The following is a 14,365-nucleotide window of genomic DNA, read 5'->3' as shown; positions in this document are numbered from 1 at the left end:
TTTCGACCAGATCGTGATCGAAGAGGATGTGCGCGGAGCAGCCTGCGTCCGGGCGAAGGCATTGAAGCGCTGACCGCAAGGTTGATGATCGGCTTGACTTGCTTCTTACGCATCCCATGGGCCGAAATGCCGACGGCGATCGCCGCCTCGATCATCGTATCATCGGACTGGTCCACGAACATGGCAATCGGATTCGGCAGCGCCCGGCTGACCGTCAGCATCTCCTCCAGCGTGTCGGCTGGGATTACTCAGACGGATGAGTACGACATCGCGCCATTCGCTCGATCATCGCCACGAAAGTTCCGTAAGGCGGGAATAGGCGGACGTCGTCCTACCGGCCTTCGCGTAGGCCATCTTCAAGAACGGTCGAAGGAACGGAAGTTCTCGAATATGAAGGCGACAGGTCGGGTCCGTCCCCGCATCACGACTCTGGTACGCTTTCGGGACTTGATGAGCGCGTACGGGTTCTCGGCGAAGGGCCGGAGTACGCCTTTCAACTGTTTGCGGAAGTTGGAATTGTCCATCCGCTGAGCGAAATAGTCACGAATCACGCCGGCTGACCGGCGGGGAGCGCTGGAGGAGCCGCTACTCATGGCCTTGGCGGTTGGTAGAGCAGAAGATACCAGGTTCCATCGAACTCCATGTCAGCAAACTCGAACGGCCCGTAATCCGCCGCCTGCGGATCGGCCATTGCGAACAATCTATCAAGGTTCTCGGAGAAGACGCCACGGCGACGCGCAACGGGGTCGTCCCGTTTCAGGTTGAAGTGCTTGACCGTTGCCTCGCCCCGCTGGGTCGATCCGAACAGGCGGCCTTCGGGTGCCACAACGAGGTGCGCCGGAAGTTCTCGTCGCCGCTTGGGTCCAGGAAGACCTGGGGTTCTGACGCCCCAGCCAGACATAGTAGAGGTGCGCAAGGTGTGACGCCTCGGGCGGCCGGATCCGGGGCAACAAGCTGGGCAGTGCAGAAGATATGCTGACGGCGCAGGCCGCCGCGCTCAACGCGATGTTCTTAGAGCTGGCGCGGCGATCGGGCGCGAACATGGGCGAGTATATCCAAGCCGCTGAAATCTACATGCGGCTGGCGTTGAAGGCGCAGGCGCAATGCCGGGCGACGCTGGAGACGCTGTCCACGATCAAGAACCCGCCCGTCGTGTATGCACGGCAGGCAAACATCGCAAACGGGCCGCAACAGGTGAACAACGGCGTCGCCGCCCCGCGTGCGAGCGATCCCGCAAGCTCGCCGAACGAACTATTGGAGACGGAGCATGGCAAACGGCTGGAGCGCGGAACGGCGGGCGCGGCAATCAGCGGCGATCCGGCGCTGGGAGCCGTGGGAGCGATCGACGGGGCCGCAGACCTCGGGCGGCAAGGCGCGCGCCAGCCGCAACGCCGACAAGGGCGGAAAGCGGCCGGCGCTCAGGGCTGAGCTGGCGCACCTTCGCGAGCTGATGCGGGAGTTGGCGGCGGAGCAGCGGGAGGGATGGTAAACCAAATCCGCCTCGGCTCCATTCGCCCCATGGAACGGCTAGCCCGCCAGCCCGCCTTTCCGATAGAAGACATCTTCAAAAAGTTCTCTCACGACATCTTCAATAGATTTGTCATCAACACAATCCCGTTCTCCGCCAGACTCAGTGAAAGTGTGTAGCTTGTCATCGTGATACAGCAGTTCTCGCAGTCTGATGTCTGGATCGCTATAGTTTACAAAATCTGGGCGTTCCTGACTTCTAGCCTCAATCCCAGTGAATTGCATCGACACCACCTCGCGCAAATCGACGGTGAAGTCGTCGGGCTTCGTCCTGTGCCGAGAAAAAAATCCGATTATCTTGTAAATGGGCTCGCCGTCCATAAAGAAAAGCAAGGATATCGACCAAGTGAACGCAGGACGCCGACCAGTTGTGACGAGGCTTTTCCAGTCGTCGAAGTCGACTGTTTCATACCAGCGGTAGGCAACTCCGATTACGTCGGATGACTCATCGATCTCACTTGCGGCCCGTGCAAAAGCGTCTCTGATCTGCTCCATGCGGGACTTCCAAACAATGTACTGTTTGTGAAGTGCGCCAGTCTTCTTGGTGGAGGCAACCTTTGTAAGGCTTGTAATCCATTTCATGCGCTCCTCGGGCGCACGAGTGATCGCATCGATCTTACCAAGGGTGCTAAGTTGATTCTGGGCTAGAAGAGAGACGATCTCGTCCCAATCTCCGGCATCCGCCTTTTGAAGAGCTTGGTAGTACTGATCCCGCTGTGAGGACGGAACTCCTGTCGGGTACAGTCGTCCCTTCATAAGGACGAAGTCTTGCAATAGCCGTGCGGTACGCCCGTTGCCGTCTACGAAGGGATGAACAAAGGACACCTGGTGGTGAACCAAAGCGGCTCGCACTACTGGATGCAGGAATTCCGCATTTCGGTATCCAGTAAGAAGGTCGCTTAAAAGAGGGGCGATGTCTGTTGGCGCTGGAGGTTGAAATGAGGCTCCAGATATTTCGACTTGAACACGCCTGAACTCTCCACCTTCGGTCTTCAGCGTGTGTAAGAGAAGTCTGTTAACTTCCCGGATCATTAGCGCATCAAGATCGGCACCATACTCGTACTGATTGTAGACAAATTCGTCGGCCTTGAGAGCGTTGAGAATTTCTTGATCCTCTTTGGCCGGGTTCTGCGAGATCACCATGGCATCCATGATGGCAAGCGTCTGACGGCGGGTTGCCGCTATCCCTTCGATGTTCAGTGTGGCCGTGACCCTGTCGGGCAGGAAGGCCCTTCTAACCTCAAGCTCGGTTTCTCGGGAGAACGGACGACGTTCGTTCAATCTTTCAGCGTTCTCGTCGACCTGCTGGAGAAGGGCAACGACGTCGCCAGACAGCGTTATCTCCTTAGGAGCCTGGATTCTGTTAAGCGGTGTCATCGTCGTTGCCCCCCGTCAATCTACATCCAATCTGCTACCCACTCCCTTCTAGGAGAGGCAAGATGCGTTAGGAAATCAGGACGCAGCGTTACCGTTCTGCTTGCACGTCCCCGGCAGATGTGCGGCTTGCTCATCCAGCTCAGGTTTGAAGCTGAAAGTGTCCGATCACGGTATCCGCGCTCGAGATCGGCGACTCCGCATACCACTTAATCGGCGTCTCGACTGTTCAACGCTCCACCAGCCGGCGCAGGCTGCTCATGGTGATCAGCGTTCCCCGGCCGAGCTTTACGGTTCTCAGCTCGCCTGCTTTGATCAGCGCGTAAACGGTGGAACGTCGTACGCCGATGAGCTGCATCGCTGTGGGGATGCGAACCGCTAACCGCTCCAGTGGGGTTGCTACCGGTTCCGGCCGGCTGACCTTCGTTTCAACACTCGGCATGCATGCTCTCCAGCCGGAGGAGCATGGTCGCGCTACGCAAGGCACTCTCCCGATTAGCAAAGCGTTGGGGCTGTAGGAAAGCGCCTTAGGGTTGCGGCTCCGCCGCTATGCCGCAGTAGCAAAATCAATGACTTAGCTCTGTATAACGGCTTTTGGGTAGCAGCCTCAGGCACTTACACCTGCGGGGTCCCGCGTAGGGTGTGCCGAAATTCTAGCCGCTGATGGCTCCGTGCGGCGTATGAGCCGAATACGTGCTGCCGGCTGTGATTCGGTTGGCCAGTGGGAACGCGCGAGCGCTGCTCTGCGCGGCTCCTTTTCCATTGCCGTTCGGAGGTGCTTATTACCGAACCGTTACCGAAATCCGCCCGCGCCAGCCGACTAACGCTACTAAGCCATTGATATCGCTGGTGACCCCTACGGGACTCGAACCCGTGTTTTCGCCGTGAGAGGGCGACGTCCTAGACCGCTAGACGAAGGGGCCGGCTGAGCGGAGAGCGGCGTTTATGGGCGCGGGGGATGTGCGTCAAGTCTGTCTGCGCACAGGCCGCAAGCTTCGTGGCTCGTGTAAAAGATGTTTCAATCCGACGGCCCGGAGAGGCGGCGTTCGCGGATCTCCGCTCGCCCGAGCCGGGGACCAGAAGGAGCAGGCCGTGGCGAGTCCCGATCCAGCGTCGCCAGATCAGGCCGCCTAGGCCTCAGGCTGCCTGGGCCCGCTCCCGCTCCTTCATTTCCTGATTGAGCATCTCGGCCAGCAGGAACGCCAGTTCGATGCTCTGCCCGGCGTTGAGGCGCGGGTCGCAATGGGTGTGGTAGCGATCGGCGAGGCCCTGTTCGGTGATGGCAATGGCGCCGCCCGTGCATTCGGTGACGTTCTGGCCGGTCATCTCGGCATGGATGCCGCCGCCATGCGTACCCTCGGCCCGGTGAACGGCGAAGAAGCCGCGCACCTCGGCGAGGATGCGGTCGAACGGCCGCGTCTTGTAGCCATTCGCCGCCTTGACGACGTTGCCGTGCATCGGGTCGCAGGACCAGACCACCGGCCGCCCCTCGCGCTTCACCGCGCGGACGAGCTTCGGCAGGTGCTTTTCGATCTGGTCGTGGCCGTAGCGGGTGATGAGGGTGATGCGCCCCGGCTCCCGCGCGGGATCGAGCGTGTCGAGCATACGCAGGAGGGCGTCCGGCTCAAGGCTCGGGCCGCATTTCAGGCCGATCGGGTTGCCGATGCCACGAAAGTATTCGACATGGGCCGACCCCTCGAAGCGGGTGCGGTCGCCGATCCAGACCATATGCGCCGAGGTGTCGTACCAGTCACCGGTCAGCGAATCCTGCCGCGTCATCGCCTGCTCGTAGGGGAGCAGCAGCGCCTCATGGCTGGTGTAGAAGGCGGTGGCCTTCAGCTGCGGGACCGTTTCCGGGTTGATGCCGCAGGCGGCCATGAAATCCAGCGCCTCGCCGATGCGGTCGGCGAGCTGCTGATACTGCGCGGCCCAAGGGCTGCGGCCCATGAAGTCGAGCGTCCAGGCGTGGACCTGCGCGAGATTGGCATAGCCACCCTGCGCAAAAGCACGGAGGAGATTGAGGGTGGCGGCCGACTGCGAATAGGCCTGGATCATCCGCTGCGGATCGGGCCGGCGGCTTTCGGGCGTGAAGGCGATGTCGTTGACGTTGTCGCCGCGATAGCTGGGCAGTTCGACGCCGTCGATCGTCTCGGTCGGAGCGGAACGCGGCTTGGCGAACTGACCCGCCATGCGGCCGACCTTCACGATCGGCAGCTTCGACGAATAGGTCAGGATGACCGCCATCTGCAGCAGCACGCGGAAGGTGTCGCGGATGTTGTTCGGGTGGAACTCGGCGAAGCTTTCGGCGCAGTCGCCGCCCTGGAGCAGGAACGCCTTGCCGGCGGCGACTTTCGCGAGATCGGCCTTGAGGTCGCGGGCCTCACCGGCAAAGACGAGCGGAGGATAGGTCGCAAGCGTGCTTTCGGCGGAGGCGAGTGCCGCCGCATCCGGATAGTCCGGGAGTTGCCGCGCTTCGTAGCCGCGCCAGCTCTGCGGGGTCCAACCGCTTGCCATGTTACCTGTCCCTGCGTTCGTCATAAGGCGGCGGGCTATACGCGCATGGGGGGCAGGGGGAAGAAAGAAGGGGTTGGGGTCCGTAGGAGCCAAGTTGTCCGTCTGTCCCGAGCGAAGCCGAGGGACGATCATCGAGCGAAGTCGAGATGTAAGGCCGTTGGAGGGGCCTCGGCTTCGCTCGGCCTGTGTCCCTCGACTTCGCTCGGGATGGACGGTTACGGCGTTATCGACGCCACGCCGAACCTCGGAATATCGATCGCGGGGCAGCGGTCCATGACGACCTTCAGCCCAGCGGCCTCGGCGCGGGCGGCCGCCTCTTCGTTGACGACACCGAGTTGCATCCAGACCGCCTTGGCTCCCACAGCAATGGCTTCGTCCACCGCCTCTCCGGCGGCCTGGGGGCGGCGGAAGATGTCGACGATGTCGATGGGCTCGCCGATCTGCGACAGCTCGCGCCAGACATATTCGCCGTGGACGTGCTCGCCGGTGATCTGCGGGTTGACCGGGATCACGCGGTAGCCGTGGTTCTGAAGGAAGCGCATCACGCCGTAGCTGGGGCGGTCGGGCCGGTCGGAGGCGCCGACCAGCGCGATGGTGCGGGCGTTTTCCAGCAGGTCCTTGATCGCGGCCGGGTCGGTCAGCGGCATGTGGCTCTCCTTTGCCCGAACAACCCTCAAGCGGGGCGGAGGTTCAGGGCGGCGGCGACCTTCTCGGCGATGGCGGTGAAGGACCGGCCTTGCGGGCTGTCGGTCGCGGCGGGCGGCTGGCCCGCGTCCGAGGCGGTTCGGATGGCAATGTCGAGGGGGATGCGGCCGAGGAAGGGGAGGGCGAGTTCCGCCGCCGCGTTTTCCGCGCCGCCGGTTCCGAAGGGGTCGGAAATCTCGCCGCAATGAGGGCAGGCGTAGCCGGCCATGTTCTCGACCAGGCCAAGGATGGGGACGTTGGTCTGCGCGAAAAGGTCGATGGCGCGGGCGGCGTCGATCAGGGCGAGATCCTGCGGGGTCGAGACGATGACCGCGCCGGCCGGCTTGTACTTCTGGATCATGCCAATCTGGATGTCGCCGGTGCCGGGGGGGAGATCGACTACGAGGAGGTCGGTCGTGCCCCAGTCAGCGTCGAGGAGCTGGCCGAGCGCGCCGGAGATCATCGGCCCGCGCCAGGCGAGCGCCTTGCCGGGAGCGACGAGCTGGCCGATCGAGAGCATCAGTACGCCGAAGGGGGTGGGGATGGGGTCGAGGACCTTGTCCTTCGCGGTGGGCTTTGCCGCCTCCATGCCGAGAAGGCGCGGCTGGGAAGGGCCGTAGATGTCGGCGTCCACGAGCCCGACGCGCTGCCCCATGCGGGCGAGCGCGATGGCGAGATTGGCGGCGACGGTGGACTTGCCGACGCCGCCCTTGCCCGAGCCGACGGCGATGATGCGCCGCTCGCGCTTTTCCTGGGTGAGGGCGATGCGGACGGTGGCGACACCGGGAACGGCGGAGAGGGCGGTGGTGACGGCCTGTTCGAGTGCCTTAGGGTCGACGAGGCCGGTGATGTCGAGGACGAGGCTGGCGGTGGCATCGGTAAGGCGGGGGGCGGTGGCGCGGCCTGCGGCGACCAGGCCGCGGCCGGTGAGCGGATCGGGGATGGCGTCGAGGGCGGCGGTGAGGGCGTCGGTCATGACGGGAACTTAGGGGATGGGAGAGACGGAAGCACTGGTTATCGGCCGCCGCCCCCCTATAAAGGATGGATGGAGACGAAGTCTGACGGGGCGCCGCGTATGACGGGCGCGGTGCTCAATGCCGAGGGTGGCCCCTGGGGCGGCGGTTCGAACAACGGCGGCAATGGCGGCGGTGGAGATGATGACGGCGGCCTCGGCCCCCGAAATCCATGGACGCAGCCGCCGAAGAAGAAGGGGCCGCGCAAGGGCCCGAACCCGGCGGCGATCGAGGAATTGCTGCGGCGCGGACGCAGCAGCTTCGGCGGAAGGATGCCGGGCGACTTCGACGGTCGGAAGACCTTCGGCTGGGCGTTGCTCGCCATCGTCGCGATCTGGATTGCATTCACCAGCATCTGGGGCGTCGATCCGCAGGAGCGTGGCGTCGTGACGCAGCTCGGCCGCTTCTCCCGCATCCTGACCCCGGGGCTGCGCCTGACCCTGCCCGCGCCGTTCGAGACGGTGACGAAGGTGGTGGTCGAGCAGACCAATACGATCGATGTGGGTTCCACGGCCGAGGATTCGCAGAACCTGATGCTGACCGGCGACCAGAACATCGTCGATCTCGCCTATTCGGTGCGGTGGAAGATCCGCGATCCGGAGCTCTACATCTTCGAGCTGCAGGACCCGGAGGAGACCATCAAGGAGGTCGCCGAGAGCGCGATGCGCGAGGAGATCGGGCGGGTGACCCTGAACGACGCGATCGGATCGCAGCGGGGCGAGATCGCCGACCGTGTGCAGGCGCGGATGCAGATGGTGCTGAACTCCTACCGCGCGGGCGTGCAGGTGCTGGGCATCGCCATCAAGCAGGCCGATCCGCCTTCCGCCGTGAACGACGCGTTCAAGGAAGTGTCCGCCGCGCAGCAGACCGCCGAGACCTATGTCAATCAGGCGCGCGCCTATTCGCAGCAGCTTGGTGCCAAGGCGTCCGGTGAGGCGCAGGCGTTCGACAAGGTCTACGAACAGTACCGCCTTGCCCCCGAGGTGACGCGGCGGCGCATGTATTACGAGACGATGGAGAAGGTGCTGAGCAAGGTCGACAAGACGATCGTCGAAGCGCCGGGGGTAACGCCGTATCTGGCACTGCCCGAGGTGAAGCGCCGCGCGGCGCAGGGCGGGGAGGCGCAGCAGTGAGCCTGATGGAACGCATCATGCGCCAGCCCTTCGCCTGGGGCCTCGGCATCGTCGTCGTCCTCATCCTGCTGCTGTCGACGGTGTCGATCGTGCCGGAGACGAAGCAGGCGGTGCTGGTGCGGCTTAACCGGCCGGTCGCGATCTGGAACGCGTACAAGCCGAACCAGGAGTTCGGGCGCACGGGCGCGGGCGTCCGCTTCCACTGGCCGTTCATCGAGCGGGTGGTGTGGGTCGACAAGCGCGTTCTCGATTTCGACATGCAGCGGCAGGAGGTGCTGTCCACCGACCAGCTGCGCCTGGTGGTCGATGCGTTCGCGCGGTTCCGCGTGGTCGATCCGCTGCGCATGGTGCTGACCGCCGGGAGCGAGCGGCGGGTGACCGAGGCGCTGCAGCCGATCCTCGGCTCGGCGCTGCGCAACGAACTCGGCAAGCGTCAGTTCGCGTTGCTGCTCAGCCCCGAGCGGGGGCAGGTGATGGACAATATCCAGGCCGGGCTGAACCGCGTCGCCAAGCAGTATGGTGTCGAGATCGTGGACGTGCGGATCAAGCGGGCCGACCTGCCGACGGGCACGCCGCTTGAGAGCGCGTATCAGCGGATGCGGACGGCGCGGCAGCAGGAGGCGCTGACCATCCGCGCGCAGGGGCTGAAGCAGGCGCAGCTGATCCGCGCCGACGCGGATGCCGAGGCGTCGCGGATCTATTCGGAGAGCTTCAACAAGGACCCGGATTTCTACGACTTCTACCGCGCGATGCAGTCTTATGAACATACGTTCGGGGTGGATGGGACCAATGCGGAAGGGAGCAGCTCGATCGTGCTGTCGCCGAGCAACGATTACCTGCGGGAGTTCCGTGGGGGGCGTTAGCACTTCTCAGCGCCGTTCCGGCTGAGCCTGTCGGAGCCCCGGCGTGCCGGTGAGGTGCTTTCTGGCACTTCGACAAGCTCAGTGCGAACGGACGTGGTTCAGGACGCAACCTAATCATTCAATTACGGTTCAGACGACGAATATAAGTTTGCCAGCGTCGCGCGTTCGCGCGTCAGCCTTTAGGAGATCCGCCATCGTGCGTTACGCCTATGCCATTACGGGAGCGATGCTCGCCGGTGGCGCCGCAGCCACCCTCGCCTTCCAGACCCCTTTGGGCGCGCAGGTGCCCCAGAACTCCCCGGGTACGATAGCCGCGGCCGCACCCCGACCGGGCGCGCCGATGAGCTTCGCCGACCTGGCGGCAAAGCTGCAGCCGGCGGTGGTCAACATCTCGACGACGCAGCAGATCCCGGTGCAGCGTTCGGCCAATCCCTTCGCGGGCACGCCCTTCGAGGACTTCTTCCGCCAGTTCGGCGGCAATCCGCAGCAGGGTGACAACGGAAGGCCGGTGACGCGCGAGGCGACCTCGCTGGGTTCGGGCTTCATCATCTCGCCGGACGGCTATGTGGTGACGAACAACCACGTCGTGTCGGGCGGGCGGGATACCGGTCCCGGCGCGCCAGTGGTCTCCTCGATCACCGTAACCCTGTCCGATCGCAAGGAATACACCGCCAAGCTGATCGGCCGCGATCCGGCATCCGATCTCGCGCTCCTGAAGATCGACGCCAAGGACCTGCCCTTCGTGCAGTTCGGTGACAGCACGCGGACGCGCGTCGGCGACTGGGTGATCGCGATCGGCAACCCCTTCGCGCTGGGCGGGACAGTGACGGCGGGTATCGTATCCGCCATCCACCGGTCGATCAGCCAGGGTGGCGCCTATGATCGCTACATCCAGACCGATGCGGCCATCAACCAGGGCAATTCCGGCGGACCGATGTTCGACCTGAACGGCAATGTCGTCGGCATCAACACCGCGATCTTCAGCCCCACCGGTGGCAATGTCGGCATCGGTTTCGCCATTCCGGCGGAACAGGCCAAGCCGGTGATCGATGCGCTGCGCACCGGCGGCAAGGTGCGGCGCGGCTATCTGGGCGTCGGCATCCAGCCGATGACCGACGAGATCGCCGCCGCCCTGGGCCTCGCCAAGGATCGCGGCGAGATCGTGCAGCGGGTGGAACCCGGCTTCGCGGCGGCGCGTGCCGGCATCCGCCAGGGCGACGTCATCGTGAAGGTCAACAATCGCGAGGTCAGCCCGGACGAGACCCTGTCCTACATCGTCGCGAACCTGCCGATCGGATCGAGCGTACCGATCGAGCTGATCCGGCAGAACAAGCGCCTGACGGTGAACGCGATCGTCGGCGAGCGTCCGCCGGAAGAGCAGCTGGCGGCAGGCGATGACGAGGATCTCGACAAGGCGCTGCCGGACGATGAGGGCAAGGGCGCGCAGGGGCAGGGCGCGCGGGCGACGCTCGGCCTGTCGATGCAGCCGCTAACGCCGCAGATCGCGCGGCAGCTGCAGGTGCCGGCGGAGACGAAGGGGTTGGTGGTTTCCTCGGTCGATCCGGCGGGGACGGCGGCGGCGATCGGCATTCAGCGCGGCGACGTGATCCTGTCGGTAAACCAGCAGCCGACGGAGACTGTCGCGGCGGCGGCGAAAGCGGTCAACGATGCCAAGGCGGCGGGGCGTGACAGCGTGCTCCTGCTGATCCAGCGCGGCAACCGTCCGGCCACCTATGTGGGCGTGAAGATCAGTAAGTAGGATAATCGGTAATCCTCCCCCGCAAGGGGGAGGTGGCGCCGGAGGCGGCCGAGGGGGAGGGCAGCGACGTCCTGCGGCCTTCCTGTCCTCCCCCTCAGGCAAGCCTGACACCTCCCCCTGGCGGGGGAGGATGAACCCTACGCCCCTGCCACCATCATGCCGTCCACCCGCAGCGTCGGAACGTCGGTCGCGCGGCGAAAGCGGAGGTCGTTGGCGGGGGTGAGGGACTGGAACATGTCCTTCAGATTGCCGGCGATGGTGATCTCGGCAACGGCGGGGCCGATCTCACCGTTGACGATCAGGAAGCCGGAGGCACCGCGGCTGTAGTCGCCGGTAACGCCGTTCACGCCCTGGCCGATCAGTTCGGTGACGTAGACGCCCTGAACGACATCGCTCATCAGCGCTTCGGGCGAAAGGTCGCCCGGTTCCATGTAGAGGTTGGTCGGCGATACGCCGGGCGCGCCGCCGACGCCGCGGCTGGCATGGCCCGTCGGCTTGAGACCGAGCTGGCGCGCGGAGGCGCTTTCCATCAGCCAGCCGGTCAGCACGCCCTTGTCGATGATCGTGGTCGGGGCGGTCGGCAGGCCTTCGCCATCGAAGGCCTTGGAGCGGAGGCCGCGCCTGCGGTGCGGATCGTCGCGGATGGTGACGCCGGGGGCGAAGACCTGCGTGTCCAGCGCATCGAGCAGGAAGCTGGTGCGACGGGCGATCGAGGAGCCGGTGATCGCGCCGATCAAATGGCCGAGGAGCGAGGCGCCGACGCGCGGATCGAAGAGGATCGGCATCTGTCCGCTGGCGAGCTTGACCGGATCGAGGCGGCGCACGGCGCGATCCCCCGCGCGGCGACCGATCTCGGCAGGGTCGTCGAGGTCGATCTCATGCCGGGCGGAGTGATAGGCGTAGTCGCGCTGCATCCCGCCGCCGGAGCCGGCGATCACGCTGGCGGAGCAGCCGTAGCCGGAAGCGGTATAGGCGCGGGCAAAGCCGTGGCTGGTGGCGAGCGCGATGACCGATCGGCTGGCGCTCGCACCCGCGCCCTCGCTGTTGGTGACGCCTTCGACTGACCGGGCAGCGTCCTCGGCGGTGAGCGCGCGGAGCTTGAGTTCGGCGGGCATCGGATCGCCGCCGTCATCGGCCTCCACGTCCACCGGATCGCCCTGGAACAGCAACTCGGCGGGGGCGAGCCCGGCATAGGGATCCTCGGGTGCCTCGCGCGCCATCGCCAGCCCGCGCTCGGCAAGCTGGGCGAGAGCATCGGGGGAGAGATCCGAGGAGGAGACGCTGGCCGAGCGGCTGCCGGAGAAGACGCGCAAGCCGATGCTCTCCCCCTCGGAACGGCCGACATCTTCCAGCAGGCCAAGGCGGACCTGCACCTCGGTCGAGGCCTGGCCGACATAGATGGCGTCGGCGGCGTCCGCCCCCGCCTTCCGTGCGAGGTCGATCAGGGCGGCGGCGCGGTCGTTCGATTCTGATGGGCTGAGCATCGTCGGGCTTTAGGATCGGCCCCCATCCGCGTCAAAGGCCGGCAGAGGCGACCAGGCAGGCGAGGAACATCAGCATTCCGGCGAAGCGGTTCGAGCGGAAGCGGTGAAGGGCGTTGGCGGGATCGGCTGGGTCTAGCGTGGCGACTTGCCAGGCGAGGTGGATCGCGAAGGGGATGAGGGCGGCGAGGGCGAGGACATCCTGCCGGACGAGCCACAAGGCGAAGGCGAAGGCGACGAGTGTTGCGATGTAGAACAGGGCGATGCCGAGCCGGGCGCGGCTGCCGAGCGCGCGGGCGGAGGAGCGGACACCGGCGAGCGCGTCATCCTCGATATCCTGGAGCGCGTAGATGGTGTCGTAGCCGATGACCCAGAGGATCGACCCGGCATAGAGCGCGCCGAGCGGCCAGGCGAAGCCGCCCGTCACCGCCGCCCAGCCGACAAGGGCGGCCCAGGAGAAGACGAGCCCCAGCCAGGCCTGCGGCCACCAGGTGATCCGCTTCATGAAGGGATAGGCCGCCACGGGAGCGATGCTGGCGAAGGCGGTGATCTGGGCGACCGGGTTGAGCTGAAACAGGACGATGAGGCCGATCAGGCAGAGGACGAGCAGGTAGGCCCACGCGCCCTTGAGGCCGATGCGGCCGCTGGCGAGCGGGCGGTCGCGGGTGCGGGCCACGCGGACGTCGAGATCGCGATCGACGATGTCGTTGTAGACGCAGCCCGCCGCGCGCATCGCGATGGCCCCGAGGGCGAACCAGAGGAGCAGGTCCCAGCGGTCGATCACGCCGCCGGTCAGCGCGATCGCCCATGCGCCCGGCCAGTAGAGGAGCCATGCGCCGATCGGGCGATCGAAGCGACCGAGGAGGAGCCAGGGACGAATGGCTGCGGGCAGCGCACCGAGCAGGCTGCGGCTTTCGGTGTCGGGGACGGCGATTGGATCAGGCGGCATCGTCCGCGTCATGCCCAGCCGGGCAGCGCTGTCCAACCCCTAATCTGAAGGCCTATGCCTTGGCGCGGTTGAGCGCGTGGGCGGTGACGACGATGAGTCCACCCGTGACGGTCAGGGCGATCTCCGCCGTCAGGCTGGCGACGAACAGGGCCCCGCAGATCAGGCCAAGACCGATGCCGCCCAGAAGTAGAGGGCGAAGGCGACGGTGGCGGCGATAGCCCAAGGCGAGGGCCAGACCCGAGATCGGCAGCGCCAGTCCGAAGAGGATCAGGTGAACGGCGAAGCTGGACGGCAGGACCACGGCCGCCGCCGGAAGCATGGCGAAAAGGAAGGGTAACGCCAGGCAATGCGCAAGGCAGAGCAGGGAGAGGGCGACCCCGTAGCGATCGAGGGACGGCGAGGGGGCGGCCTGCTGCATAGCCATGTTATAATGTCACATCGCAGATGCGACAAGGCGGCTGTTGAAAAAAAGGAACCGCAGCGGACAAGATGCGTCCCTGAGCGCGGAAACGCTCGCCATCGTCAAGGAGATGCCCATGCTCGGCCGCCAAGTTCCCGACGTCGTCCTGAAGACCCGCGTTCGCGACGAAAGCGTCGGCGGACCCAATCCGTTCCGCTGGCAGGACGTGTCCACCGGCGAGCTGTTCAAGGGCCGCCGGGTGGCGGTGTTCAGCCTGCCAGGGGCGTTCACGCCAACCTGTTCGACCGAGCAATGCCCCGCCTTCGAGCGGGAGTATGATGCGTTGAAGGCGGCGGGCGTGGACGAGGTCTACTGCATCTCGGTCAACGATGCGTTCGTGATGTACCAATGGGGCCGCCATCTGGGTGTCGAGAAGGTGAAGCTGCTGCCAGACGGCTCGGGCGACTTCACGCGGCGCATGGGTATGCTGATCCGCAAGAACCATCTCGGCTTCGGCGAGCGCAGCTGGCGCTATGCGATGGTGGTGGACAACGGCAAGATCGTCGCCTGGTTCGAAGAGCCGGGGATTAACGACGATGGGCTGGACGAGGACCCGTATGAGCAGAGCACGCCGGATAATGTGCTGGGATGGTTGAGGGGAGCCTGAC

At 65.2% G+C, this 14,365-nt stretch carries 14 protein-coding genes, 1 tRNA gene and 1 pseudogene; 5 read left to right on the top strand and 11 right to left on the bottom strand.

Annotated features, from left to right (window positions below; translation table 11 throughout):
- Positions 1 to 39: 39 nt before the first annotated feature.
- Both ACM608_RS09150 and ACM608_RS09145 read right to left on the bottom strand, forming a co-directional pair.
- Positions 40 to 403, bottom strand: a pseudogene (locus ACM608_RS09150) (ANTAR domain-containing response regulator); the annotation flags it as partial.
- Between the two features lie 186 nt (positions 404 to 589).
- Positions 590 to 826, bottom strand: coding sequence for a hypothetical protein (locus tag ACM608_RS09145; RefSeq protein WP_419682918.1), 237 nt, complete (start codon positions 824 to 826; stop codon positions 590 to 592).
- A gap of 146 nt (positions 827 to 972) precedes the next feature.
- Between ACM608_RS09145 and ACM608_RS09140 the strand changes: the two genes are divergently transcribed.
- Positions 973 to 1,428, top strand: coding sequence for a hypothetical protein (locus tag ACM608_RS09140; protein ID WP_419682917.1), 456 nt, complete (start codon positions 973 to 975; stop codon positions 1,426 to 1,428).
- A gap of 99 nt (positions 1,429 to 1,527) precedes the next feature.
- On the opposite strand, the gene ACM608_RS09135 is transcribed toward ACM608_RS09140, so the two are convergent.
- The 6 genes from ACM608_RS09135 to ACM608_RS09110 form a co-directional block, all read right to left on the bottom strand.
- Positions 1,528 to 2,904 (bottom strand): Fic family protein, encoded by a 1,377-nt coding sequence (locus tag ACM608_RS09135; protein WP_419682916.1) that lies wholly within the window; start codon positions 2,902 to 2,904, stop codon positions 1,528 to 1,530.
- 226 nt (positions 2,905 to 3,130) lie between these two features.
- Positions 3,131 to 3,343 (bottom strand): helix-turn-helix domain-containing protein, encoded by a 213-nt coding sequence (locus ACM608_RS09130; RefSeq protein ID WP_419682915.1) that lies wholly within the window; start codon positions 3,341 to 3,343, stop codon positions 3,131 to 3,133.
- Between the two features lie 405 nt (positions 3,344 to 3,748).
- A tRNA-Glu gene (locus ACM608_RS09125) sits at positions 3,749 to 3,824 on the bottom strand.
- Positions 3,825 to 4,038: 214 nt separating this feature from the next.
- Positions 4,039 to 5,415 carry a class II 3-deoxy-7-phosphoheptulonate synthase gene (locus ACM608_RS09120; protein WP_419682914.1) on the bottom strand — a complete coding sequence of 459 codons (1,377 nt, stop codon included), beginning with the start codon at positions 5,413 to 5,415 and terminating at the stop codon, positions 4,039 to 4,041.
- 215 nt (positions 5,416 to 5,630) lie between these two features.
- Positions 5,631 to 6,062: a CoA-binding protein gene (locus ACM608_RS09115; RefSeq protein WP_419682913.1), complete on the bottom strand. Its 432-nt coding sequence runs from the start codon at positions 6,060 to 6,062 to the stop codon at positions 5,631 to 5,633.
- Between the two features lie 26 nt (positions 6,063 to 6,088).
- On the bottom strand, positions 6,089 to 7,075 hold the full coding sequence (locus ACM608_RS09110; protein WP_419682912.1) for a P-loop NTPase: 987 nt from the start codon (positions 7,073 to 7,075) through the stop codon (positions 6,089 to 6,091).
- A gap of 69 nt (positions 7,076 to 7,144) precedes the next feature.
- Between ACM608_RS09110 and hflK the strand changes: the two genes are divergently transcribed.
- The 3 genes from hflK (at position 7,145) to ACM608_RS09095 (ending at position 10,867) form a co-directional block, all read left to right on the top strand.
- Positions 7,145 to 8,245, top strand: a complete 1,101-nt coding sequence (gene hflK / locus ACM608_RS09105) for an FtsH protease activity modulator HflK (protein WP_419682911.1) — start codon at positions 7,145 to 7,147, stop codon at positions 8,243 to 8,245.
- Between the two features lie 5 nt (positions 8,246 to 8,250).
- Positions 8,251 to 9,108: a protease modulator HflC gene (gene hflC / locus ACM608_RS09100; RefSeq protein ID WP_419685149.1), complete on the top strand. Its 858-nt coding sequence runs from the start codon at positions 8,251 to 8,253 to the stop codon at positions 9,106 to 9,108.
- Between the two features lie 196 nt (positions 9,109 to 9,304).
- Entirely contained in the window at positions 9,305 to 10,867 is a 1,563-nt protein-coding gene (locus ACM608_RS09095) for a Do family serine endopeptidase (protein WP_419682910.1), read from the top strand.
- A 137-nt stretch (positions 10,868 to 11,004) separates the two neighbouring features.
- Here the strand turns inward: ACM608_RS09095 and ACM608_RS09090 are convergent, their stop codons facing one another.
- The 3 genes from ACM608_RS09090 to ACM608_RS09080 are packed head-to-tail and all read right to left on the bottom strand — an operon-like array spanning position 11,005 to position 13,715.
- On the bottom strand, positions 11,005 to 12,351 hold the full coding sequence (locus tag ACM608_RS09090) for a TldD/PmbA family protein (RefSeq protein WP_419682909.1): 1,347 nt from the start codon (positions 12,349 to 12,351) through the stop codon (positions 11,005 to 11,007).
- A 31-nt stretch (positions 12,352 to 12,382) separates the two neighbouring features.
- Positions 12,383 to 13,297 carry a 4-hydroxybenzoate octaprenyltransferase gene (ubiA, locus tag ACM608_RS09085; RefSeq protein WP_419682908.1) on the bottom strand — a complete coding sequence of 305 codons (915 nt, stop codon included), beginning with the start codon at positions 13,295 to 13,297 and terminating at the stop codon, positions 12,383 to 12,385.
- A gap of 52 nt (positions 13,298 to 13,349) precedes the next feature.
- The gene (locus ACM608_RS09080; protein ID WP_419682907.1) at positions 13,350 to 13,715 is read right to left on the bottom strand and encodes a MerC domain-containing protein; all 366 of its coding nucleotides are present in this window, start codon (positions 13,713 to 13,715) and stop codon (positions 13,350 to 13,352) included.
- 118 nt (positions 13,716 to 13,833) lie between these two features.
- Here ACM608_RS09080 and ACM608_RS09075 point away from each other — a divergent pair, with 118 nt between their 5' ends.
- Complete coding sequence (locus ACM608_RS09075; RefSeq protein WP_419682906.1) at positions 13,834 to 14,364, top strand: peroxiredoxin; 531 nt, start codon at positions 13,834 to 13,836, stop codon at positions 14,362 to 14,364.
- Position 14,365 lies beyond the last annotated feature (1 nt).

Origin of the sequence: Sphingomonas sp. ID0503, assembly GCF_048565625.1 — a bacterium.
In the GTDB taxonomy this organism is placed as follows: domain Bacteria; phylum Pseudomonadota; class Alphaproteobacteria; order Sphingomonadales; family Sphingomonadaceae; genus JBLZUR01.
The sequence above is the reverse complement of the archived record's forward strand: the minus strand, read 5'-3'. Positions and strand labels throughout refer to the sequence as shown.